Origin of the sequence: Blautia hansenii (genome assembly GCF_013304445.1) — a bacterium.
Taxonomy (GTDB): Bacteria; Bacillota; Clostridia; order Lachnospirales; family Lachnospiraceae; genus Blautia.
Window position 1 is genome coordinate 1 of the sequence record NZ_JAAITA010000016.1, and the last position, 22,001, is coordinate 22,001.

General features: G+C 41.5%; 25 protein-coding genes. 21 read left to right on the forward strand and 4 right to left on the reverse strand.

Annotated elements, in window-relative coordinates:
• The first annotated feature begins 747 nt into the window (after positions 1-747).
• Together G5A70_RS11355 and G5A70_RS11360 are read left to right on the forward strand one after the other, a co-directional pair.
• Positions 748-1,374, forward strand: coding sequence for a hypothetical protein (locus tag G5A70_RS11355; protein WP_202031326.1), 627 nt, complete (start codon positions 748-750; stop codon positions 1,372-1,374).
• The gene (locus G5A70_RS11360) at positions 1,346-1,570 is read left to right on the forward strand and encodes a DUF6718 family protein (protein ID WP_173749760.1); all 225 of its coding nucleotides are present in this window, start codon (positions 1,346-1,348) and stop codon (positions 1,568-1,570) included. Before G5A70_RS11355 ends, G5A70_RS11360 begins: the two co-directional genes overlap by 29 nt.
• Positions 1,571-2,489: 919 nt before the next feature.
• Here G5A70_RS11360 and G5A70_RS11370 read toward each other — a convergent pair.
• The gene (locus G5A70_RS11370; protein WP_330605627.1) at positions 2,490-3,143 is read right to left on the reverse strand and encodes an AAA family ATPase; all 654 of its coding nucleotides are present in this window, start codon (positions 3,141-3,143) and stop codon (positions 2,490-2,492) included.
• Between the two features lie 39 nt (positions 3,144-3,182).
• Here G5A70_RS11370 and G5A70_RS11375 point away from each other — a divergent pair, with 39 nt between their 5' ends.
• The 4 genes from G5A70_RS11375 (at position 3,183) to G5A70_RS11390 (ending at position 5,861) form a co-directional block, all read left to right on the forward strand.
• Complete coding sequence (locus tag G5A70_RS11375) at positions 3,183-3,557, forward strand: hypothetical protein (protein ID WP_173749762.1); 375 nt, start codon at positions 3,183-3,185, stop codon at positions 3,555-3,557.
• Between the two features lie 102 nt (positions 3,558-3,659).
• The gene (locus G5A70_RS11380; protein ID WP_009243293.1) at positions 3,660-3,863 is read left to right on the forward strand and encodes an excisionase; all 204 of its coding nucleotides are present in this window, start codon (positions 3,660-3,662) and stop codon (positions 3,861-3,863) included.
• An 86-nt stretch (positions 3,864-3,949) separates the two neighbouring features.
• Positions 3,950-5,212: a tyrosine-type recombinase/integrase gene (locus G5A70_RS11385; RefSeq protein WP_101695363.1), complete on the forward strand. Its 1,263-nt coding sequence runs from the start codon at positions 3,950-3,952 to the stop codon at positions 5,210-5,212.
• A 160-nt stretch (positions 5,213-5,372) separates the two neighbouring features.
• The gene (locus G5A70_RS11390; RefSeq protein ID WP_173749763.1) at positions 5,373-5,861 is read left to right on the forward strand and encodes a low molecular weight protein-tyrosine-phosphatase; all 489 of its coding nucleotides are present in this window, start codon (positions 5,373-5,375) and stop codon (positions 5,859-5,861) included.
• A gap of 10 nt (positions 5,862-5,871) precedes the next feature.
• Here the strand turns inward: G5A70_RS11390 and G5A70_RS11395 are convergent, their stop codons facing one another.
• Positions 5,872-6,588, reverse strand: coding sequence for a GDSL-type esterase/lipase family protein (locus tag G5A70_RS11395; RefSeq protein ID WP_173749764.1), 717 nt, complete (start codon positions 6,586-6,588; stop codon positions 5,872-5,874).
• 79 nt (positions 6,589-6,667) lie between these two features.
• On the opposite strand from G5A70_RS11395, the gene G5A70_RS11400 reads away from it, so the two are divergent.
• Positions 6,668-7,336, forward strand: a complete 669-nt coding sequence (locus tag G5A70_RS11400) for a Crp/Fnr family transcriptional regulator (RefSeq protein ID WP_173749765.1) — start codon at positions 6,668-6,670, stop codon at positions 7,334-7,336.
• A 56-nt stretch (positions 7,337-7,392) separates the two neighbouring features.
• Here G5A70_RS11400 and trxA read toward each other — a convergent pair whose 3' ends face one another.
• Both trxA and G5A70_RS11410 read right to left on the reverse strand, forming a co-directional pair.
• Positions 7,393-7,701, reverse strand: coding sequence for a thioredoxin (trxA, locus tag G5A70_RS11405; RefSeq protein WP_173749766.1), 309 nt, complete (start codon positions 7,699-7,701; stop codon positions 7,393-7,395).
• Between the two features lie 95 nt (positions 7,702-7,796).
• Positions 7,797-8,690, reverse strand: coding sequence for an NAD(P)/FAD-dependent oxidoreductase (locus G5A70_RS11410; RefSeq protein WP_226853676.1), 894 nt, complete (start codon positions 8,688-8,690; stop codon positions 7,797-7,799).
• 529 nt (positions 8,691-9,219) lie between these two features.
• Here G5A70_RS11410 and G5A70_RS11415 point away from each other — a divergent pair.
• The 14 genes from G5A70_RS11415 (at position 9,220) to G5A70_RS11480 (ending at position 21,973) form a co-directional block, all read left to right on the forward strand.
• On the forward strand, positions 9,220-9,888 hold the full coding sequence (locus G5A70_RS11415; RefSeq protein WP_330605628.1) for a F0F1 ATP synthase subunit A: 669 nt from the start codon (positions 9,220-9,222) through the stop codon (positions 9,886-9,888).
• Positions 9,889-9,916: 28 nt separating this feature from the next.
• Complete coding sequence (gene atpE / locus G5A70_RS11420) at positions 9,917-10,129, forward strand: ATP synthase F0 subunit C (RefSeq protein WP_173749767.1); 213 nt, start codon at positions 9,917-9,919, stop codon at positions 10,127-10,129.
• 33 nt (positions 10,130-10,162) lie between these two features.
• Positions 10,163-10,663, forward strand: coding sequence for a F0F1 ATP synthase subunit B (gene atpF, locus G5A70_RS11425; RefSeq protein WP_173749768.1), 501 nt, complete (start codon positions 10,163-10,165; stop codon positions 10,661-10,663).
• Positions 10,644-11,147 carry an ATP synthase F1 subunit delta gene (gene atpH, locus G5A70_RS11430; RefSeq protein ID WP_173749769.1) on the forward strand — a complete coding sequence of 168 codons (504 nt, stop codon included), beginning with the start codon at positions 10,644-10,646 and terminating at the stop codon, positions 11,145-11,147. The genes atpF and atpH overlap by 20 nt, the downstream gene beginning before the upstream one ends.
• A gap of 5 nt (positions 11,148-11,152) precedes the next feature.
• Positions 11,153-12,661 (forward strand): F0F1 ATP synthase subunit alpha, encoded by a 1,509-nt coding sequence (gene atpA, locus G5A70_RS11435; RefSeq protein WP_173749770.1) that lies wholly within the window; start codon positions 11,153-11,155, stop codon positions 12,659-12,661.
• A 4-nt stretch (positions 12,662-12,665) separates the two neighbouring features.
• Positions 12,666-13,559 (forward strand): ATP synthase F1 subunit gamma, encoded by an 894-nt coding sequence (atpG, locus tag G5A70_RS11440; protein WP_173749771.1) that lies wholly within the window; start codon positions 12,666-12,668, stop codon positions 13,557-13,559.
• Positions 13,560-13,576: 17 nt separating this feature from the next.
• Positions 13,577-14,965, forward strand: a complete 1,389-nt coding sequence (gene atpD / locus G5A70_RS11445) for a F0F1 ATP synthase subunit beta (RefSeq protein ID WP_173749772.1) — start codon at positions 13,577-13,579, stop codon at positions 14,963-14,965.
• A gap of 23 nt (positions 14,966-14,988) precedes the next feature.
• A complete protein-coding gene (gene atpC / locus G5A70_RS11450) occupies positions 14,989-15,399 on the forward strand; it encodes an ATP synthase F1 subunit epsilon (protein ID WP_173749773.1) in 411 nt (136 codons plus the stop codon).
• A 207-nt stretch (positions 15,400-15,606) separates the two neighbouring features.
• On the forward strand, positions 15,607-16,125 hold the full coding sequence (gene ilvN / locus G5A70_RS11455; RefSeq protein WP_173749774.1) for an acetolactate synthase small subunit: 519 nt from the start codon (positions 15,607-15,609) through the stop codon (positions 16,123-16,125).
• A gap of 57 nt (positions 16,126-16,182) precedes the next feature.
• A complete protein-coding gene (gene ilvC, locus G5A70_RS11460) occupies positions 16,183-17,196 on the forward strand; it encodes a ketol-acid reductoisomerase (protein WP_173749775.1) in 1,014 nt (337 codons plus the stop codon).
• 342 nt (positions 17,197-17,538) lie between these two features.
• A complete protein-coding gene (locus G5A70_RS11465; protein ID WP_173749776.1) occupies positions 17,539-18,546 on the forward strand; it encodes a LacI family DNA-binding transcriptional regulator in 1,008 nt (335 codons plus the stop codon).
• A 27-nt stretch (positions 18,547-18,573) separates the two neighbouring features.
• Positions 18,574-19,542, forward strand: coding sequence for an ABC transporter permease (locus G5A70_RS11470; protein ID WP_173749777.1), 969 nt, complete (start codon positions 18,574-18,576; stop codon positions 19,540-19,542).
• Positions 19,543-19,553: 11 nt separating this feature from the next.
• Entirely contained in the window at positions 19,554-20,483 is a 930-nt protein-coding gene (locus G5A70_RS11475) for a carbohydrate ABC transporter permease (RefSeq protein ID WP_173749778.1), read from the forward strand.
• Between the two features lie 41 nt (positions 20,484-20,524).
• Positions 20,525-21,973: an ABC transporter substrate-binding protein gene (locus tag G5A70_RS11480; RefSeq protein ID WP_173749779.1), complete on the forward strand. Its 1,449-nt coding sequence runs from the start codon at positions 20,525-20,527 to the stop codon at positions 21,971-21,973.
• The last annotated feature ends 28 nt before the right edge of the window (positions 21,974-22,001 follow it).

A 22,001-nucleotide genomic window follows, 5' to 3' on the forward strand; every position in this document is an offset into this window, starting at 1 on the left:
AAAGCCCTTTTGAGGGCTAATATCAAACCACCAGTTGAACTGGTGGTTGCTGACTTAGATGAACCAATCAATCATCAGCTACAGAGAACAAACCACATGGAATATCACATCGAATCTACAAAAACGAATGCGGGAACAAGAAAACTTCCGATGACATAAGATGTGTATGAAATGTTCAAAATCAATATGTTGCAGGATTAACCGACCTGCTTTTGAATTTGGAGGTCGCCTATGCTTTTTTAACCCTGTCATTGGTTCCGACATTGACAGGGGGATACATACGAAAGCTGGACATGAGCTGCTTGTGGCAAGGCAGAAAGTTGGCTGCATTGAGTTCGGTGATGAGGTTATCACTCGGCGTTGAAATTTGTGTCTGATTTAGATATTCTAAATAATAATATGCTAGAGAAATCATTGAAAATGGATGTGTGAATGGTTCTTGGTTAAAGCAAGATAATTAATATTTGCCTTATCACCACAGTAGTAACACACCCCCATTCTTACTACGTTTTTACTACTTTTGACGGCCTCAATATGCCACATTTTGCCTCGTTTTGCTTATTCTGTGATTGCTTTAACAATCTCAGCGGCAGCTACATACTTGGCAAATCGCGGCAAAGCAGGGCAAACTAACGCAACAGGCAGCAGGAAGAACTTTTACAACGATTTTACAACTTTTGAAAGATGCTCCGATATGATAAAATACAAGGAAAAGTTAATAAAAATATCTGTGTAGGAGATGAGGTTTTGATAGAAGATATTTTGAAAAAAGATGGATTGTCCATAGAAAAATTAAAGAAGCTTTCATATCGTTCCAATCTAGGCATTCATTTGAAAAAGAATTTGCATTATTTTGATAAGGAAGCTTTGTTTGAAGAATTAGATAAGATTAATGAGTGGTATGATTCTTGTAGCATTTTACATGATATTGCAACAGATTATAGAATTAAGAGCATACAGTCTGCTCGGTTAAAATATGAACGATATTTTCCGGATCATCAGGCAAGAAAAGTTTTTGATGATATGTTAGGTTTTCGGGCATTATGTGATAATTATGAAGAGATTTTGACTCTTAGAAATTGTGAAAATCTTCGTATGGCTGATATGTCAGAAGGAAAAGCACATGACGATGGATATAGAGGAATTCATGTCTATTTTCAATTAAGTAATTATCACTATCCTATAGAAATTCAGTACAATACATATTATGACCGGCAATTAAATAACTGGCTTCATAAATATGTATATAAACGCAATTATGACAATTGGATTGGTTGTTCGTTGCGAAAAGAATATGAAAGTGGTAGAATCAGAACAGAAAATGAGTTCAAGGAGGTGTTGGAGCGTGTGTTATCTGATTGCAAAAAAAATTAATGATATTGGCTGTTTGGCTTTACAGACGGCTCACGGTCAGCATTTAGTGGATTTTAAGAGAAAGTTAATTGCCGAAATAGGAACGGATAAAGTGCAACTAGTTACAATTAGCCGCCCATCAGCATATGGAGAATATGAACCGTATCGGTTTGTTGATACAGAGCAGGAATTTGAGCAGGCAGTGAAAAGATTATAATTGCTTATGTGTAGACCGTTGACTTGATAACAAGAATTGATTGTTTGCCACGGCAGGGTGAACGGACTACCGAATGTGTAGTGAAAAGTCGCGCAGAACTGGGCATAGTACGGCAGTCATAGTGCCACGGAACTACTGAAAGACTACTTCTCAGGCGAGTTAAAGTGGATTGTGTAACAGTTATCGTTAAGAGAGTATATATAGAAGTGAACCCCTTGGGGAAATCGTTAAAAGGGTTCTACGGGGAGACTACTACAGGTGAGAGTTAAGTGAATATTTGAGAGAGGAACGTCCTGCAAGTGTGGGGCGTTTTTTGATAATCGTGCATTAATGTGAATTACAATGTAATAAAAAAGATGAATGAGTAGGGTTGTTTGAACCGGTGAAATGGATGAGATTTACTAACGAAAACGCTGACTTGAAATTTTAAATTCCAGTGCAGTGGTAAATTCCACCGGACATTAAAATTCCTTGATTTTATTGAATTATAATGAGCAAAATCTTTAGATAACTGGTATAATTAAGCTGACTTTTCATAAAATATCTGAGTTTATGACATGGAAAAGAGTAAACGCAAAATAGCAAGTACCTGTTCAAAATCATCCAATGTGAGATAATAGACTCATCACTACAAAGTCCAAATAGTTTAGTACTCAACTTTTTAGACTTTATCACAGGAGGTGAGTCATGAAATCTCACACAAGTTTAGTTGCACAGCAAATCCGTCTGAGTGAATGGGCTGATCTGGTCAGAGACTGTCTGTTATTCAGCAAATTAAACACTGCCTCTTCCGTCACATTAAAATAGATCTTTTATAGTGCCTGACAACGGTATCAATCACATAGTTTTGGACGATTCCGTCACACTGTTTTATGTAAAAAACCATCATGCAGATTATTTTACATGATGGTTTCTAAAGTTATCCGAGCTCGCAGTCATTGATTGCCTGCATGACGGCATCGGCGGTTATGATATTTAAATTTGAGCTGTTTCCAACCAGCAGACTTGCATTACACAGCTTGTTGATCATACGTGGAGTTCCATTCGCTGCATTGAGGAGCGCTTCCAGTGCATTCTCTTCGAATACCGTTTGTGTGCATCCTGCGCCATTCAGCTTGGCAGTAACATAGGAATGTCCTTCTGCTTTTGTCATACCTTCCAGGTTATAATTCATGACAATCCTCTGGCGGAAAGGTTCGTGGATGCTCAGGCGCAGGGTGCTGTTGAGCTGTGGCAGACCAGAAAGAAGAACAACCGCCCGGTCTTTGGAATCCATTTCAAAGTTGAACAGCATTTTTAAGTCATTGAGCACTGCGTTTCCAATATAGTTCGCTTCATCTATGATGATGACAGGCGTCTGTCGTTTCTCAAGTACGAGACGGTTGATCTCATCCTGGATGATCTTGAAGTTATCGGTCTTGCGGAATGCAGGCTGAGCTCCGAGCTCAGTGGCAAGGTTCCGGTAAAAATCATTTACAGTTAGGGTAGAAAGACTGGAGTAAACCACTTTATAAAGGGAAGTGTTCAGTCCTGAGGAAGTCAGAGTGATTACCGTTCCCTGGGATCCATTGATATCGCAGCGGCAGTACGAAGCATCTTATTTGTAGAAAAGGTGGAAAAAGAGAAGGAACAGGATATCCGAGTGGTATATCAGCAAAAGGATTCTCTTGCTAAGAAGGAAAATCCGGTAGCGTTTTCTTTAGGAGAAGAAGGCTTAAAATGGTTAGGAGAATACGATATATCCATTGAAGATCTGCTGATGGGGAAAGCAGGAACGAAAAAGGAAACGAAACTGGAAAAGGCACAGAAGTTGATTCTGGAGTTATTAACCAAACGGAAAGTAATGTGTTTAGAAGAATTAGAGGCAGAACTACTAGCCTATGGGATTTCTTCCAGAACAGGAAGAGATGCAAGAAAGCAATTGGAAAGTAGATTAAGCTATGACTGGTGTCAGGGAAGAAAAACAGTTGCGTTAATCACAGAATAAAAGATGACATTGGCAAAAAAATACTTTGGCATTGGCAGTCTTTATAGATACCTTTGCCAGCCGCCAATGTCAAAAACAAAGATAATAGAAGGAGGCATACAAATGACAAGTTATGATATACCTTATTGGAAGAAGTATACATTATCCATTGAAGAGGCAGCATCCTATTTTCGTATTGGAGAAGGAAAGCTTCGTAAGTTAGTCAGTGACAATCCAAATGCAGAGTATTTGCTTTGGAATGGGAATCGTGTACAGATAAAACGAACAAGATTTGAAAAATTTATTGATACACTCAGTGCGATATAAAATGAAATTTAAAAGAAGGAGGTGTTCGAATTAGGGGTTACATGATATACTAACAATATCATGTTGCGTCCCCTTGGAGGTAGGATATGATTTCAAAGAGACGTGATGATAAAGGCAGAGTTCTCCAGCAAGGAGAATGGCAGGAACCAAGTGGACGTTACCGCTATAAATATACAGATTCACTTGGTAAGCGTAAAATATTATATAGTTGGAGATTGACAGAAGCAGATAAGATGCCGGAAGGTAAACGGGCAGATCTTTCTCTCAGGGAAAAAGAAAGAAAAGTTCAGTCCTTACAGATGCAAGGGATTACAGGAAGTAACATTACAGTGCTTGAACTTGTGGAACGATATCTTTCCCTGAAAACAGGAGTAAAGCATAATACTTTAGCGAATTACAAATTTGTGGTGAATGTATTGAAAAAGGAAGAATTCGCTTATAAGAAAGTGGATGATGTGAAACTTTCTGACGCAAAGATTTTTCTGATAAAACTACAAAGAGATGGTAGAGGATATAGTTCCATTCATTCCATCAGAGGTGTTTTAAGACCTGCTTTTCAAATGGCTGTGGATGATGACTTGATTCTAAAAAATCCATTTGGATTTGAATTAGGTACAGTACTTGTTAATGACAGTCAGAAAAGACACGCTGTTTCTCCGGAAGATGAAGCAAAATTTCTCGAGTTTGTAAAGAATGATCCACATTATAATCAGTATTATGATGCATTTTATATCTTATTCAAGACAGGTCTTAGAATATCTGAATTTTGTGGGCTTACTGTAAAAGACTTGGACTTTAAAGAAGATATTATCAATGTGAATCATCAGTTGCAAAGAACTCGAGAAATGAAGTATATCATCGTATCTACAAAGACAACAAGTGGTACTCGGTTACTTCCAATGGAAGCGGATGTAAAAGAGGCATTTCTTCGAATCTTGAAGAATAGAAGGAAACCAAAACGTGAGCCAATGGTAGACGGATATGGAGGATTTCTGTTTCTGGACAAGAATGGAAGGCCAATGGTTGCACTTCATTGGGAAAAGTACATGCAGCATGCAAGAGAAAAATATAATCGTGAGAATTTGTTGCAATTGCCGCCAGTTACTCCACATATATGCAGGCATACTTATTGTACAAATATGGCCAATTCAGGGATGAACCCAAAGACACTGCAATATCTGATGGGGCATTCAGATGTATCTGTAACACTTAATATTTATACGCATACCGGCTATGATGATGCAAAGAAAGAACTTGCCAGATTAAAAGAAGCAAGGGATGAACTGGAAAAGAAAAAGTTTATAACCCAAAAACATGCACAAACAACTCATGTAAGCCTTATCTCATAAGGAATTTGGGACTTTAAAAATAACCCATTTGTACCACAAATGCCCGAAAAAACATGAGAAAATACAAGAATTTATAAGAAAAAGAACCTTTCAAGTAAAAAATGCACAAAGGCTGAAAAGCCAGTATTTATAAGGCTTTGAGAGGATATGAGGAGATAAAATGGAGAAAATAAAGGTACTATTTATTTGCCACGGCAACATCTGTCGCAGCCCCATGGCAGAATTCATTTTAAAAGACATGGTGCAGGCCCAGGGCCTTGCGTCTCAGTTTGAAATCGCCTCTGCCGCTACCAGCACCGAAGAAATCTGGAACGGTATCGGCAATCCGGTGTATCCGCCGGCCAGGGAGGAACTGGCCCGTCACAGTATTTCCTGTGAAGGTAAAAGAGCCGTGCAGTTAAAGAAGTCAGATTATGACAAGTACGACTATCTTATCGGCATGGACACCATGAACATTCGCAACATAGAGAAAATCACCGGACACAGAGGCGGAAAAATCAAAATGTTGCTGGAATACACAGGTAGCACAGCTTCTGTCATAGACCCCTGGTACAGCAGAAAATTTGATGATACATACCGAGACATCGTAACCGGCTGTAAGGCCTTTTTGGAATACCTGCAAAAACAGGGAAAAATAGAAGAATCCTGAGTACAGGAATTTATTTTTGAAAACTGCTTTCGTTTTCTCGAAGAGCTTCAAAAGTAAGCCGGGCAATGGCCTTTGCGCCGTAGGCATCCGGATGCACGCCGTCCAGGAGAAAGTATTCCGGGTGCGTCCGGGTGTAGGCATGTACATCAATGACAGGCAGATGCTCTTCTTCTCCAAGTTCTTTTACAGCATTGGATACCAAATCTGCCACGTCAGCCTGCATTTTGTAGCCGTTAGCGGGTTTGAAACTCTCCGGAAAAATAGTGGCCGGTGTCATGAGATAAATCTGAGGCTGGCTTTTCAGAGAACGGTAGTGGGCAATCAATTCCCGGTAGTCTGCCAGGAAATTTTCCGTTCCCGTCCAATTATAGGGCTTGGTATCATTGGTGCCCAGCATAATCAGCACGATATTTGGCTGAAAAGCAGAGCTTTCCTGAAAAGCAGGGTGATTCCAATAAGGGAAATTTCCGCTTTTTTGCAGTGTGTATCCACTGGCGCCGAAATTCCCCACCAGATAGTCGCTGCCCAAAAACAGCTGTAGCTGGGCTGGATAGGAATTGAGGAAATTGTCTTCAATTTTGGCTCCATAGGTAATGCTGTCACCCACGCAGGCCACCCGTATGGCAAAGTTTTTTTGCAAAGCGGAAAGCAGAATTGGCGAGGTGGTTATGAGAAAAAGAATCAAAATCAGGAAAATGGATTTTATTTTTTGATGTTTAGCTTTCATAAGCGACTCCTTTGCTGTATGCTTAGTTATAGAGATAATTGTAAAAGGTGTTGATAAAAAATACAAGGCAGGGATACAAATGAATGAGAAGAAAGAAGAAATTTTGCGAAAAAAATCGTTTTGGGAACATTTGACGGAGATTCAGAAAGAATTGCTGCTTCGGGAATCCCGGATTGTCCGGTATCAGGCCGGTGACAGCATTTATTCCAGCGTAAGAGAATGTCTGGGGGCTGTGTTTATTCTGGAGGGAATTATGCGGACATACCTGCTTTCCGATGAGGGGAAAGAGGTGACAATTTATCGTCTGCGGGAAGGGGATTGCTGTATATTGGCAGCTTCCTGCGTGCTTTCTGCCATTACTTTTGACGTGGAAATTGAAGCGCAGACGGAGTGTGCGGCTCTGGTGATTCCAGCGGGGCTTCTGGCGGCCATGTCCAGGGAGAATGTATATATGGACAACTTTATGTATAAAGAAGCGGCAAAGCGTTTTTCCGATGTGGTGGAGGCTTTGCAGCAGATGATTTTTTTAAGTCTGACCCAGAGAGTGGTTTCTTTTCTGTTAGATGAATCTGCCAAAATAGGTTCTTCCAGCATTGCTATGACTCATGAAGAGATTGCAAAAATCATTGGGAGTGCCAGAGAAGCCGTGAGCCGGACTTTGAAACAACTGGCCAAGACCGGTTCGATTTCTTTGAATCGGGGAGAAATTAAACTAGAGAGAAAAGAATCACTCTATCAGCTTTTGTAAACATAAAAGCTGATAGAGTGATTTCCGGCACTTATGCAGGGAAAGTTGCTGCAGATTTACCGGAGTAAATCCTGCAGTTTTTCTTTCGGAACGGCACCTACAGATTTACCGGCTACCTGACCGTTTTTGAAGAGCAGAACCGTAGGGATATTCATAATGCCGAATTGTGCTGCAATAGACGGGGAAGCGTCGACATCCACCTTTCCCACTTTGTAAGCCCCATTGGCTTCTTCTGCCAGTTCTTCGATGACAGGTGCCAGCATTTTGCAGGGCATGCACCAGGTAGCCCAGAAATCTACCAGTACCGGAACCTCAGAGTTTAAGACCTCCTGTTCAAAATTTGCCGTTGTGAATTCCATTGCCATAATTCCAATCTCCTTTTCGTCTTTCTGAAATTGTCTTTATTATAACGCAGAAACGTTAAAATGTCTGTGACAAAGTTACATTTTCCTGATTTTTTCTATTGCAGTTCTTTCCGCAGATAGTCTACAGCTTTTGTACCGGCCAGAGCACCTTCGTAAACGGCTTTTGAAATCTGCAGTAAGCCTCCGGTACAGTCTCCGGCTGCAAAAAGTCCGGGAAGGGCGGTGCTGGTATCTTTTTCTATCAGAATATGATTATCTTCCATGAAAAGTCCCAGTTTCCGGGCGATATCCGTGCTGTCAGCAGTCCCAAGGGCCACGAAAAGTCCATCCAGAGGGAAGAGAGTATGGTCTTCGAATTCCAGATGAGACAGAGAGGTGTCGCCTCTGGCGGAGAGTATCTTTTTTTCTTCCACGCGGATACTTCCCAGTTCTTCGGCGGCAAATGCCGGTTCAGATCCATTTGTGAGAATGGTGACTTTTTTGGCCAGAGGCTCTAAGACTCTGGCTTCGTGCAAGGCATAAGGCCCGTTCCCCAGAACAGCAACCTCTTTTTGACGGTAGAAAAAACCGTCGCACACAGCACAGTAGCTGATGCCGTTTCCTTCATATTTTTTCAGCTCTTTTAAGGACAGGGTATTTCTTTTTGTGCCCGTGGCCAGAATGACAGATTTTGCACGAAAGGTATGAAGGGCTGTATGAATCAGATAGTCTCCGTCATATTCTATGGATAGAAGCTCTTCTTGTAAAGTGGGAACAGACAGAGCCTGTATCTGAAGCAAGCCATTTTCATATAATTGCTTTCCGGAAATGGGATGGGAAAAACCATAGTAATTTTCGATTTTTACAGCTTTTTCCAACGCGCCGCCGTCTTTATAGAGAATCAAAGGCGTAATACCTGCCCGGACCGCATATAACGCAGCAGATATACCTGCCGGGCCTGCGCCTGCAATAATCAGCTTTTGCAGGGTGTTTTCCGTAGATGATTTCATATGGGTTGCACCTCCTTTTAGGTAAGATAAGCATAGCACAAGAATAAAGAGAAGAAAAGTAAAAACGCAGAGAATAGGAAAATGCACACCTGTTCACAGAATGGCCAAAGGAAAAGTGGTTTTATTGGACATTTAAAACATCTTTTCCTTTTTATTATGAATACAAATGGTAAAAAATAATAAAAATAAATAATAAAATTATAAAATAATTGTGAAAAAATCAAGTGGTAGAACCAGTATATACCAAACGGTATACTAAAACCATGGAATATCACACAAAAAGAGAAGAAAACTTTAAAAAACTACAAGAAAAAGTGACGAAATTCCAGCCATTTTTTTCAAAAAAGAGAAAGATTGACAAATCAATTAATTAGCAGTAATGTGTTAAAAGCAATTAATAAGAAGACACAAAAAACAAGTGCCATATCTGTTTTATTGCTCACAGCAACAATAGAAAACGGAAAGGAGAAAGTCAAGAATTCATTAACACAGAAAGGGGAGATGTCCTACGAATAACATAGCGGAAAGAATTACGGAAGAATTAAATTGTGAAACCGTATTCAACATTCCCATCTTCGGCGGGATTCCGATAGGAGAATCTGTGGTGGTTACCTGGATTATCATGGCGGTGCTTACCCTTCTGGCCATTGTGTTTGTTCGAAATCTGAAAGTGGAAAATCCGGGAAAGAAGCAGTTGGCCCTGGAAGCTTTTATCAGTTTCCTGGATGATTTTTTTACAGATATTCTGGGCAAAGAAGGCAGAAGATATATTCCGTATCTGATTTCCACAGCCATTTATATCGGAGTGGCGAACCTTATCGGTTTGCTTGGCTTTAAGCCCCCTACTAAGGATTTAAACGTAACGGCAGCCCTTGCCATTATGAGTTTATTCCTTATTTATTATGCCGGATTCCATAAGAAGGGCACGAAGGGATTTCTGAAAAGCTTTGCAGAGCCCATGCCTATTGTGACGCCGATTAACATTATGGAAATCGCCATTCGTCCTATATCTTTGTGTATGCGACTGTTTGGTAATGTTATTGGTTCCTTTGTTATTATGGAATTGCTGAAAATAATTATGCCGGCAGTTCTGCCAGTTCCATTCAGCTTATATTTTGATATTTTTGACGGTCTGATTCAGACCTATGTATTTGTTTTTTTAACTTCTCTCTTTATTAAAGAGCAGATAGAAGACTAAAACTTAAGAAGAAAAGGAGAAATGAATTATGACAGCAGCAATTGGTGCAGGTATTGCAGTATTAACAGGTATTGGAGCAGGTTTTGGTATCGGTATAGCAACATCAAAAGCGACGGAAGCTATTGCAAGACAGCCGGAAGCAGAAGGTAAAATCAGCAAAGCACTTCTTCTGGGTTGTGCACTTGCAGAGGCAACCGCTATTTACGGTTTCGTTATTGGTTTGTTAATCTTATTCTTATAATCTATCATTAAAAGAAAGGCAGGTGCAGGAAAGGTGCTAAAATTAGGTTGGGACCTTGTCTGGACGATTATAAACCTGATTGTTCTTTATCTTTTGATGAAAAAATTCCTTATCGGGCCGGTAATGGGAATTATGGAAAAGAGAAAAGCGCTCATTGCAAGCCAATTTGATCATGCAAAGGCAGTTCAGGAAAAAGCAGATGAATTAAAAGGACAGTATGAACAGGCCCTTTCTTCTGCAAAAGAAGAATCTGCGCAGATTATTGAAGGTGCAAAAGCAGATGCAAAACGAATGGGTGAAGGCATTGTAAAAAATGCAAATCTGCAGGCGACAAAAATCATAGAAACAGCAAAAAATACTGCAGAGCAGGAGAAAAAAAATGCCATGCAGGGTGCAAAGTCAGAAATCGCAGGCCTGGCTATGGAGGCAGCAAAGAAATTGCTTTCCGATGGCAGCAGTGACAAGGGAAACCATATGCTCTATGATGAATTTTTAGCAAAAGCAGGTGATGCAAATGACACAGACCTCCATTAATTATGCAAGAGTGCTCTATGAACTTTCCGTTACCCCGGAAAGCATCAAAGATGCAAAACGAGTCCTGGAAGAGACGCCACAGCTTTTACAGATATTGGAAAGTCCGGTGGTGCCTCTTTTACAGAAAGAAAAAGCAGTCGGAAGAATCTTTGAAAAGAAACTGGCAGACTTTATCTGTGTTCTCTGCAAATATCGTCATGCAGAACTTCTCTTTGAGATTTTTCAGGCGTATCAGGAATATTATAACGAACAGAATCATATTTTAAACGCTGTACTTTACTATGTAACTCCTCCTGCCAAAGAACAACTGGAGGAGATAAAGAAATTTTTAGAGCAGAAATACGGTGCAGAGGATACAGCGTTGGAACTAAAAGAAGATAAAAGTCTGGTGGGAGGATTTATTCTCCGGGTAGAAGACCAGGAATTTGATTACAGCTTAAAAGGCCGTATCAATGCATTACAACAAAAATTAATCTGGAGGTGAACGGTTTGAGTTCAATCAATTCAGAAGAAATTATTTCCATTCTGAAAGAAGAAATTGAAAACTTCGATACCACAGCAGGTGTCCGGGAAGTCGGAAACGTTATTTGGGTGGGTGATGGAATTGCGACTGTTTACGGGATTGACCATGCCATGTACGGCGAAATTGTGACCTTTGAAAACGGTGTCAAGGGAATGGTGCAGGATATTAAGAGAAACGAAATCGGTGTTATCATTTTCGGAAAAGACACAGGAATCAAGGAAGGCACTAAAGTGGCCCGTACAAAGAAAAAGGCAGGTATTCCTGTAGGCGAGAACTTCGTTGGAAGAATCGTAGATGCCCTGGGGGCGCCTATTGATGGCAAAGGAGAAATCGAAGCAAAGGATTACCGGCCTATAGAGCAGGAAGCGCCGGGGATTATTGACCGTAAATCCGTATCTGTGCCAATGGAAACCGGTATTCTGGCCATTGACTCCATGTTCCCTATTGGACGCGGTCAGCGTGAGTTGATTATTGGAGACCGTCAGACGGGTAAGACTTCTATTGCTGTAGATACTATCTTAAACCAGAAGGGCAAGGATGTTATCTGTATCTATGTGGCTATTGGACAGAAAGCTTCTACGGTAGCAAAACTGGTAGGAACTTTGGAAAAATACGGTGCTATGGAATACACCACGGTCTTTTCTGCTACGGCCAGCGACTGTGCGCCGTTGCAGTATATTGTGCCTTATTCCGGTACAGCCCTTGCGGAATACTTTATGTATCAGGGGAAAGATGTGCTGATTGTGTACGATGATTTGTCCAAGCATGCAGTGGCTTATCGTGCTTTGTCTTTGCTTCTGGAACGCTCTCCGGGACGTGAGGCTTATCCGGGTGATGTTTTCTATCTGCATTCAAGACTTCTGGAACGTTCCAGTCGTCTGAGCGAAGAAGCAGGCGGCGGTTCTATTACCGCACTGCCTATTATTGAGACACAGGCAGGAGATGTATCCGCATACATTCCGACGAATGTAATTTCCATCACGGATGGACAGATTTTCCTGGAAAGTGACTTATTTAATGCGGGTGTGCGCCCGGCCGTAAATGTAGGTCTTTCCGTATCCCGTGTAGGTGGCGCGGCACAGACAAAAGCTATGAAAAAGGCGTCCGGAAGCATGCGTATTGATTTGGCGCAGTATCGTGAGATGGAAGTGTTCACACAGTTCTCTTCAGATTTGGACGATGCTACAATGGCGCAGCTGGATTATGGAAAATGTTTGATGGAATTGTTAAAGCAGCCCCTTTGCAGACCGCTTGCTTCTCATGAGCAGGTAATTACATTGTGGGCAGCGACTCATAAAATCATGACAGGAATTCCGGTGAAAGAAGTGAAGAAATTCCAGATGGACATGCTGGAATATTTTGATGTTAAATATCCGGAAATCAGAGATGAACTCAATGAGAAAAAAGTCCTTTCCGATGAACTGGGCGAAAAGATTTTAAAGGTAGCAGAGGAATTTAAGAACAGGAACAGGTGATGAGATGGCAAGTGCAAAAGAAATACAAAGCCGTATGAGAAGTATCCAGGATACTATGAAAATTACCAGTGCCATGTACATGATTTCTTCATCAAAACTGAAGAAAGCCAGGAAGACCCTGGCAGATACAGAACCATATTTTTATTCTCTGCAGTCAGCCATAGGACGTGTTCTGCGTCACATGGAGGACACGGAGCATAAATATTTTGATGAAAGAGCGGAAATCGCACCGGAAGCCAGGAAAATCGGTTATATTGTAGTTTCTGCAGATAAAGGTCTGGCTGGTGCGTATAACCACAATGTTTTTAAAATTGCTGAAGACTGTATGGAAAACCGCGAAAACGTCCAGCTTTTTGTGCTGGGGGAAGTGGGAAGGCAGTATTTTTTTAAAAAAGACGTAGACGTGGATACGAATTTTCGCTTTACGGTGCAGAAACCGACCATGCACAGGGCCAGAGTGATTTCTGAAAAGATGATAGCTATGTACCTGGAGGGTGAACTGGATGAGGTTCATATTATTTACACCCGTATGGCTAATGCCGCTACTATGGTAGCGGAAAAGAAGCAGCTTTTGCCGTTGAAGAAGGCTGCTTTCAATACCTCTGTACAAAAGCTGGTAGATATTCATCAGGAAGAAATCGAAATGATTCCTTCCGCAGAAGAGGTGCTGAACAGTATTGTACCCAACTATCTGCGCGGTATGATTTACGGCTGTCTGGTGGAATCCTATGCCAGCGAGCACAATTCTCGTATGATGGCTATGGATGCAGCAACATCCAGCGCCAGGGATATGCTGAAGGATTTATCTATTAAATATAACCGTGTGCGTCAGGCGGCGATTACCCAGGAAATTACTGAGGTTATCAGCGGAGCTAAAGCACAGAAGAAAAAACTGTAGAAGGAGGTTTCCTTTTGATGGAAAAAGGTAAAATTGTACAGGTTATGGGACCTGTCGTAGACGTAGAATTTGAAAATCAGAACCTCCCAAGCATCAAAGACGCCTTGACTGTAGAGTTAAACGGCAGAAAGCTTGTTATGGAAGTGGCACAGCATACCGGAAATCATACGGTGCGCTGTATTATGCTGGCTTCTAGTGACGGACTTAGCAAGGATATGGAGGTTACTGCTACAGGAGCAGGTATTTCCGTACCTGTAGGAAAAGAAACTCTGGGTCGTCTTTTTAATGTTCTGGGTGAAACCATAGACAAAGGCGAACAGCTGCATGATGTAAAGCACTGGGTTATTCACAGAGACCCGCCGACGTTTGAAGAACAGAGTCCTGTAGTAGAGATTCTGGAAACCGGTATTAAGGTTATCGACCTTTTGGCGCCATATGCAAAAGGTGGTAAAATCGGTCTTTTCGGCGGTGCCGGTGTAGGTAAGACGGTGTTGATTCAGGAACTTATCAGCAATATTGCTACCGAGCACGGCGGATATTCCATCTTCACCGGTGTTGGAGAACGTTCCCGTGAGGGAAATGACCTCTGGACAGAAATGAAAGAATCCGGGGTTTTGGAAAAGACAGCTCTGGTGTTCGGGCAGATGAATGAGCCCCCTGGTGCCCGTATGCGTGTAGCGGAAACAGGGCTTACCATGGCAGAATATTTCCGTGATGAAGAACATCAGAATGTGTTGCTCTTTATTGATAATATTTTCCGTTTTACGCAGGCTGGTTCAGAAGTTTCCGCCCTTTTGGGACGTATGCCTTCTGCCGTAGGTTATCAGCCGACGCTGGCAACGGAAATGGGTGAACTGCAGGAGCGTATCGCTTCCACAAAAAATGGTTCTGTTACTTCTGTACAGGCTGTTTATGTGCCTGCCGATGACTTGACAGACCCGGCGCCGGCCACCACCTTTGCGCATCTGGATGCCACCACGGTTTTGTCCAGAAAGATTGTAGAGCAGGGTATTTATCCGGCGGTTGACCCTCTGGAGAGCAGTTCCCGTATTCTGGAAGCAGATGTAGTGGGAGAAGAACACTATGAGACAGCCAGAAAGGTGCAGGAATATCTGCAGAAATACAAAGAACTGCAGGACATCATTGCGATTCTGGGTATGGAAGAATTGTCTGAAGAAGACAAGAAAGTAGTTGCCCGTGCCAGAAAGGTGCAAAAGTTCCTTTCCCAGCCTTTCCATGTGGCAGAAGTCTTCACCGGTATTCCGGGTAAATATGTACCGTTAAGGGAAACTATCCGTGGGTTCAAGATGATTGTAAACGGAGAGATGGACGAATATCCGGAAAATGCTTTCTTTAATGTGGGTACCATTGACGAGGTAATCGAAAAAGCAAAACAGGAATCCTGAGAAGCTGTAAGGAGTGAAGGCCTATGAATACATTTGGTTTGAATGTCATTGCCAGTGATAAGGATTTTTATCATGGCAGAGGAAAATCTATCTCACTCCCTGCAAAAGATGGCGCCATTACCATACTGGCACACCATGCAGATATGATGGTTGCCATTGTTCCGGGAGAAATGCGCTTTCAGGCAGAAGACAATACCTGGTATACTGCTATTGTAGGCGGCGGCTTTGCGCAGATTATCAATAACCGCGTAACCGTGCTGGCAGACAGTATTGAAAAGCCGGAAGATATTGACCTGAAGCGGGCTCGCGATGCCAAAGAACGTGCAGAGGAACAGCTCCGTCAGAAGCAGAGTCTGCAGGAATACTATGTTTCCAAGGCTTCTCTGGCCAGAGCTATGGCTCGTATGAAAGCGGCAAGAGATAAAGGAATTTAATAACGATATATAATAAGGTAGAAACAGAGTCAGGAACCGGAAGGGGACTGGCTCTGTTTTTAGCTTCAAAGAGAATGAAAATAATATTACTTGTAATTATGCATTGCATAGTAATTAGTTATAACGTGCAGTATGCATTGACAAAGGGAAAAATAGTTGATAGAATGTCAACAAAAGTTAGCCGATAGGCATGGGAGAAGGTGCTGTATGAACAAAAGGATATTATCTATTCTGGTTGAGAATACAGCCGGTGTACTGAGCCGGGTTTCCGGATTATTCAGCCGCCGGGGATATAATATTGACAGCTTATCTGCAGGTATTACCACAGACCCCAATTACACCCGTATGACTGTAGTGTGTAAGGGAGATGAACTGATTCTGGAGCAGATTACCAGACAGGTGGAGAAGCTGGAAGATGTTCTCTCCGTGAAGGTGCTGCAGGACGGGCAGAGTGTTACCAGAGAATTGATGTTGGTAAAGGTGAAAGTCACACCGGAACAAAGAGCAGGCGTGTCTGCCATTGTAGATATTTTCAGAGCCAATATTATTGATGTGGGCAAAGAATCTATGATTATAGAGCTTACGGGAAATAAGTCAAAGCTGGAGGCTTTTATTGATTTGTTAGATGGTTATGAGATTCTGGAACTGGCGAGAACCGGTATTGCAGGTCTTTCCAGGGGCGCAGATGACATTTTCTACCCTTCCGATGAGGAGGAAGAATTTTAAACGGTTATTAGAGATTTTTATCCCTAACATACATAAAAAAAATAGGAGGAAGAAAAAATGGCAGTAAAAATTTATTATCAGGAAGATTGTAACATGGCTTTATTAGAGGGGAAAACCATTGCTATTATTGGTTATGGAAGCCAAGGTCATGCCCATGCATTAAATTTAAAGGAATCAGGCTGTAATGTAATTGTAGGTTTGTATGAAGGTTCTAAATCCTGGGACAAAGCAGTAAAACAGGGATTTGAAGTTTATACAGCGGCAGAAGCAGCAAAGAAAGCAGATATCATCATGATTCTTATCAATGATGAAAAGCAGGCAAAACTGTATAAAGAATCCATTGAGCCAAACCTGGAAGAAGGCAACATGCTCATGTTTGCTCACGGCTTTGCAATCCACTTCGGACAGATTAAACCACCTGCAAATGTAGATGTTACTATGATTGCTCCGAAGGCACCGGGACACACTGTAAGAAGCGAATACCAGATTGGTCGCGGTACACCTTGTCTGGTAGCGGTACAGCAGGATTACACAGGAAAAGCAAAAGACAAAGCGCTGGCTTATGCAGCAGCTTTAGGCGGCGCAAGAGCAGGTGTTCTGGAAACGACCTTTAAAGTAGAGACAGAAACAGACCTTTTCGGTGAGCAGGCTGTTCTCTGCGGTGGTGTAACTGCTCTTATGAAAGCCGGATTTGAAACTCTGGTAGAGGCAGGATACGCTCCGGAAAATGCTTACTTTGAATGTATCCATGAGATGAAACTGATTGTAGATTTGATTTACGAAAGTGGATTCAAGGGCATGAGATACTCTATCTCCAATACAGCAGAGTTCGGTGATTATATCACAGGACCTAAGATTGTAACAGACGAAACAAAGAAAGCCATGAAGCAGATTCTTTCCGATATTCAGGACGGCACTTTTGCAAAGAATTGGATTCTGGAAAACCAGTCCGGCTGTATGCACTTCGGCGCTATGAGAAGAAGAGAAGCAGAACATCAGTTAGAAGAAGTTGGCGCAGAGCTTCGTAAACTGTATAGCTGGAACGGAAAAGAAAAACTGATTGATAACTAAGAGATACATAAAACTGAATATAAAAAGCAAAAAGGGCAGTGGGAACAGAGGTTTTCACTGTCCTTTTTGCTGTGCAAAAAGTTACAGCAGCAGGATTTTAAAGTGTTAAGTAACCTTTTGTTGTGCTTGATAAGAAGAAAATAGGAAAGAAATCCACCAGAATACTTGAAAGAACTGGAAAGAGAAACTATAATATAGTAAAAATCTACAAAAAATACATATTATATATAGTAAAAACAGATAAAATACCGATAATCGTTGACAAGAAGAAAAACTTGTGTTAAGTTATATTTAAGAAATGTTAAGAAACAAATGGAAACGGATAAGAAGGGAGGATATAAAGTGGCTGGAAAAAAAACAGTATCTATGCAGGATATTGCAGATGAGCTGGGAATCAGCAAGGTGACTGTTTCTAAGGCGCTGAATGGAAAAGACGGAGTAGGGGAGGAACTGAAACAGAAAATTTTCCAGAGTGCGCAGGAACATGGCTATATACTTCCCGATTATGGACAGCGCAGGGCAAAAAAAGTGGGAATTGTTATGAGCGACCGCTTTAATTCCGGAGATGCCGGAAAATTCTATATGGGGATGTACGAGAAAATTATCGCAGAACTGCGCAAGGTTATGTGTGCCAGCATGATGATTACTCCGACCCGGGAAAGTCTTCAAAGCGATTTGGATATGCTGGAACGAAAAGGAACGGTTGACGGATTGATTCTTCTTGGTATCCTGGACAGAAAAGTGCGGGATGCAGTAGATACCATTCCTTTGCCCAAGGTTTATGTAGATGTTTACGATGTGACACACAAATCGGATTCTGTAGTAACCGAAAATATATACAGTGCCTATGAGCTGACAGATTATCTGATACAAAAGGGACATAAAGACATTGGATTTGTGGGAACGGTGGGAGGAACCACCAGTATTACAGACCGTTACCTGGGATTTATGAGAGGTATTCTGGAAACCGGTAGAGCGCCGAATCAGGAATGGGTGATTCCGGACAGGAATGAGGATGGAGCAGCTATTGAACTGATGCTTCCGGAGAGACTTCCGACTGCCTTTGTCTGCAACTGTGATGAAACTGCTTTTCGGCTGGTGAAAACCTTAAAGGCCAAAGGCATACGGGTGCCGGAGGATATTTCTGTTGTAGGGTTTGACGACGATATTTATGCGGAACTTTGCGAGCCGGCGCTGACAACAGTGGCGGTTAATATCGAAGAAATCGGAAAAGTTGCTGCAAAACGTATGATGCGCTACATGGAAAGAACCAGACGCAGGCCGGGAGAAGTATTTAGAATACTGGGTAAAATTATTTACAGAGATTCTGTGAAAGAAATCAAGGAATAAGACAAGAAGAAAAGGAGGGCAACAGCCTTGGAGAAAGTAAGAAAGTCCCCGAAAGAAAAGAAAGTCAGAAAACCGAAATGGACGAAAAATGATTCGGAACTGACAGCGTTGGCACTGCCGACCACGGTCTGGTATGTACTGTTTTGTTTCCTGCCAATGTTTGGATTGGTTATCGCTTTTAAGAATTACAAAATTGCAGGCGGAAGAAGTTTTATTTACAATGTAATACATAGTGACTGGTCAGGGTTTAAAAACTTTGAATTTTTAATTAAGTCTAATGACTTGTTTGTGATTTTGAGAAACACGATACTTTACAATCTGGCTTTCATTGTACTGGGGATGATTTTCTCTGTTGGGCTGGCCATTATGATTAGCCTGCTTCACAGCAAAAGAAAATCAAAAGTATATCAGACTTTGATGTTTTTTCCGTACTTTATGTCATGGGTTGTAGCAGCATATTTTCTGGATGCCTTTTTGAATCAGGACAATGGTCTGATTAACAGCATGCTTCGCGACGGTGGCGGTGAAGGGATTCAGTGGTATATGAAAGCGGGTGTCTGGCCGGCAATCCTGATTTTCATGTATTTGTGGAAATCAACTGGCTACAACATGGTTATCTATCTTTCCAGTATTTCCGGAATTGATACAACTTTGTATGAGGCAGCCGTTATGGACGGTGCGAATAAGAAGCAGCAGGTTCGTTATATTACACTGCCATGCCTGAAAAATGTCATTATTATGATGTTTATCTTAAATGTAGGTAAGGTTTTTTATTCAGACTTCGGGTTGTTCTTCCAGCTTTCACAGGGAGCAAGCGGTTCGATCTTCAATACGACGGCAACGATTGATACCTTTGTGTATAATGCAATCCAGTCCTCCACACCGATTGGTATGACTTCAGCAGCAACATTCTTCCAGTCTGTAGCATGTTGTATCACGATTCTGGTGGCGAACGCGATTGTAAAGAAAATTGACGCGGACAGTGCAATTATATAGGAGGCGGAAGAATGAAAAAGAATAGACAAAAAGAAGCCGCAGAGGTTTCGAAATTAAACAGGATTTCAGTAAAGACAGATGTGTGTTTTAACATCATCTTTATCATACTGGCTTTGATTTGCATTATTCCGGTTGTTTTTGTTTTCATGATTTCTATTTCATCTGAAAAGTCGATTCAGATGAATGGTTATCGCTTTATACCGGAGAAGTTTTCCATAGATTCCTACGCATTCCTGCTCAGAGAGGGAAAAATGATTCTGTCTTCTCTTGGAATCTCGGTAATGGTAACGGTAATAGGTACAGTATTGGGCGTTATGCTTACAACCATGATGGGATATGTGATTTCCAGAAGAAATTATAAAATGCAGAATTTCTTTACCATGGTGGTGTTTATACCTATGATTTTTAATGGTGGTATGCTTTCCTCTTATGTGGTAAATACACAGTTTATGCATTTGAAAAACAGCATTTGGGCCTTGATTCTGCCCCTTTGTGTTTCTTCGTTTAACGTTGTTATCTGTAAGACGTTCTTTAAGACCAATATACCGGAATCTGTCATTGAATCTGCACAGATTGACGGAGCTTCACAATTTACGATTTTCGGAAAAATCGCGCTGCCTCTGTCTAAACCTATGATGGCAACGATTGCATTATTTTTAACTTTTGGTTATTGGAATGACTGGTTTCAATCCTCTCTGTATATCACAGATAAGAAACTGTACTCTTTACAGGCCCTCCTGGACAGTATCCAGAGAAGTATTGATGTAATGGCAAACAACCCGTCTCTTGGCGTAACTATGACGCAGTATATCAATAGTATGCCGAAAGAAGGGGCGAGAATGGCAATGGCCATTTTGATTATTATCCCGATTGCATGTAGCTATCCGTTCTTCCAGAAATACTTTATTTCCGGATTGACTGTAGGCGCTGTAAAGGGCTGATATAAAAAAATAAAACAAGCAAAAACAAAAGGAGGATTTTTATGAAAGCGAAACAGGCAACAGCGTTGGTATTGGCTTCTGTTATGGGGTTAGGACTCCTGGCAGGCTGCGGCGATTCCAAAAAAGGCGGTAGCGAAACCGCAAAAAATGATGGAGATGTGGTTACTTTAAAATGGATTCAGGTAGGCGGCAGTATGCCGGATAATTACGATGCATGGCTGAAACAGATTAATCCTTATCTGGAAGAAAAAATTGGTGTCAATATCGATATGGAGATTGTTCCATGGGCAGATTGGGATAACAGAAGAAGTGTTATCACAAACTCAGGAGAAGATTTCGATATTCTTTTTACAGACCAGACACGTTACAATGCAGAAGTAAACACAGGTGCATTTTTGGATTTGACAGATATACTGGATGAAAACGCCCCGGAGCTGAAAAAGCTGATTCCTGAAGATTACTGGGAAGCAATGGAAATCGATGGAAAAATCTATGGTGTTCCTACCTACAAAGACAGTTCTGTAACGCAGTACTTTGTATGGGACAAAGCAGTTGCTGACAAGTACGGCATTGATATTAACAGCATTAAATCTTATGAAGATTTGTATCCTGCATTAAAGAAAATCAAAGAAGGGGAAGGAACTGCTCCCTATTATATGTCAAAATCCGGTGCTGATTTCTTAAATACCGTATACTTTGACCAGTTAGGCGCAGGTCTTCCGGCTCTGGGTATTCGTTATGATGACGAGACTAAAACAGTTGTAAATCCTTTAGAGGATGAAGAAATGCTGGCTCAGCTTGATATTATACATAAAATGTACAAAGAAGGCATCATCAACGGTGATGCACCGACAGCAGATGATTCCAGCAAATACAAAACGTTCTTTACAGCACAGGGATGGAGCCAGGCTGCAAAGACAACATGGGGCCCAAGCAATGGTATTGATGACTGTGAAGCAGTGGCTTTTACAGATACTATCGTATCCAATGCAAGTGTTAGAGGTTCTATTAATGCAATTTCTTCCGGCTGCAAACATCCTGAAAAAGCGCTGGAATTTTTACAGCTTGTAAACACAGATACCAAAGTCCGTGACTGGCTGTACTATGGGGTAGAAGGCGAAAACTTTGAGTATACAGATGATAAGAAGGTAAGCAAACTGAATACAGACTGGCCTATGGCTGGTTATACACAGGGCAGTTACTTTGATGTTTCACAGCTTGCTACAGAGGAAGTAAATCAGTGGGATGAAGTAAAAGAACTGAACGAAAAAGCAACACCATCTATCATGCTTGGATTTGATATGGATACAAGCAACGTAGAAACAGAACTTGCAAACTGCCGTTCCGTATACGAAAAATATAAATCTGAATTCTTCACAGGCGCACAGGATCCGAGAGAACTGGTAAAAACCATTCATGATGAACTGGAAGCTGCCGGCTGGGATACTATCCGTGAGGAAGCTCAGAAGCAGGTAGATGCTGCAAAATAAAAAGTACAATGGTAAGAAGAGGGGCATT

What these genes read in the sequence shown, in the direction of transcription:
- atpD (WP_173749772.1), top strand. Translation starts at nt 13,577, where the DNA reads ATGGAAAAAGGTAAAATTGTACAGGTTATGGGACCTGTCGTAGACGTA.
- G5A70_RS11475 (WP_173749778.1), top strand. Translation starts at nt 19,554, where the DNA reads ATGAAAAAGAATAGACAAAAAGAAGCCGCAGAGGTTTCGAAATTAAAC.
- G5A70_RS11390 (WP_173749763.1), top strand. Translation starts at nt 5,373, where the DNA reads ATGGAGAAAATAAAGGTACTATTTATTTGCCACGGCAACATCTGTCGC.
- atpH (WP_173749769.1), top strand. Translation starts at nt 10,644, where the DNA reads ATGACACAGACCTCCATTAATTATGCAAGAGTGCTCTATGAACTTTCC.
- G5A70_RS11400 (WP_173749765.1), top strand. Translation starts at nt 6,668, where the DNA reads ATGAATGAGAAGAAAGAAGAAATTTTGCGAAAAAAATCGTTTTGGGAA.
- G5A70_RS11395 (WP_173749764.1), bottom strand. Translation starts at nt 6,588, where the DNA reads ATGAAAGCTAAACATCAAAAAATAAAATCCATTTTCCTGATTTTGATT.
- atpG (WP_173749771.1), top strand. Translation starts at nt 12,666, where the DNA reads ATGGCAAGTGCAAAAGAAATACAAAGCCGTATGAGAAGTATCCAGGAT.
- ilvN (WP_173749774.1), top strand. Translation starts at nt 15,607, where the DNA reads ATGAACAAAAGGATATTATCTATTCTGGTTGAGAATACAGCCGGTGTA.
- G5A70_RS11385 (WP_101695363.1), top strand. Translation starts at nt 3,950, where the DNA reads ATGATTTCAAAGAGACGTGATGATAAAGGCAGAGTTCTCCAGCAAGGA.
- G5A70_RS11410 (WP_226853676.1), bottom strand. Translation starts at nt 8,690, where the DNA reads ATGAAATCATCTACGGAAAACACCCTGCAAAAGCTGATTATTGCAGGC.
- atpE (WP_173749767.1), top strand. Translation starts at nt 9,917, where the DNA reads ATGACAGCAGCAATTGGTGCAGGTATTGCAGTATTAACAGGTATTGGA.
- G5A70_RS11380 (WP_009243293.1), top strand. Translation starts at nt 3,660, where the DNA reads ATGACAAGTTATGATATACCTTATTGGAAGAAGTATACATTATCCATT.
- atpC (WP_173749773.1), top strand. Translation starts at nt 14,989, where the DNA reads ATGAATACATTTGGTTTGAATGTCATTGCCAGTGATAAGGATTTTTAT.
- trxA (WP_173749766.1), bottom strand. Translation starts at nt 7,701, where the DNA reads ATGGCAATGGAATTCACAACGGCAAATTTTGAACAGGAGGTCTTAAAC.
- ilvC (WP_173749775.1), top strand. Translation starts at nt 16,183, where the DNA reads ATGGCAGTAAAAATTTATTATCAGGAAGATTGTAACATGGCTTTATTA.
- G5A70_RS11480 (WP_173749779.1), top strand. Translation starts at nt 20,525, where the DNA reads ATGAAAGCGAAACAGGCAACAGCGTTGGTATTGGCTTCTGTTATGGGG.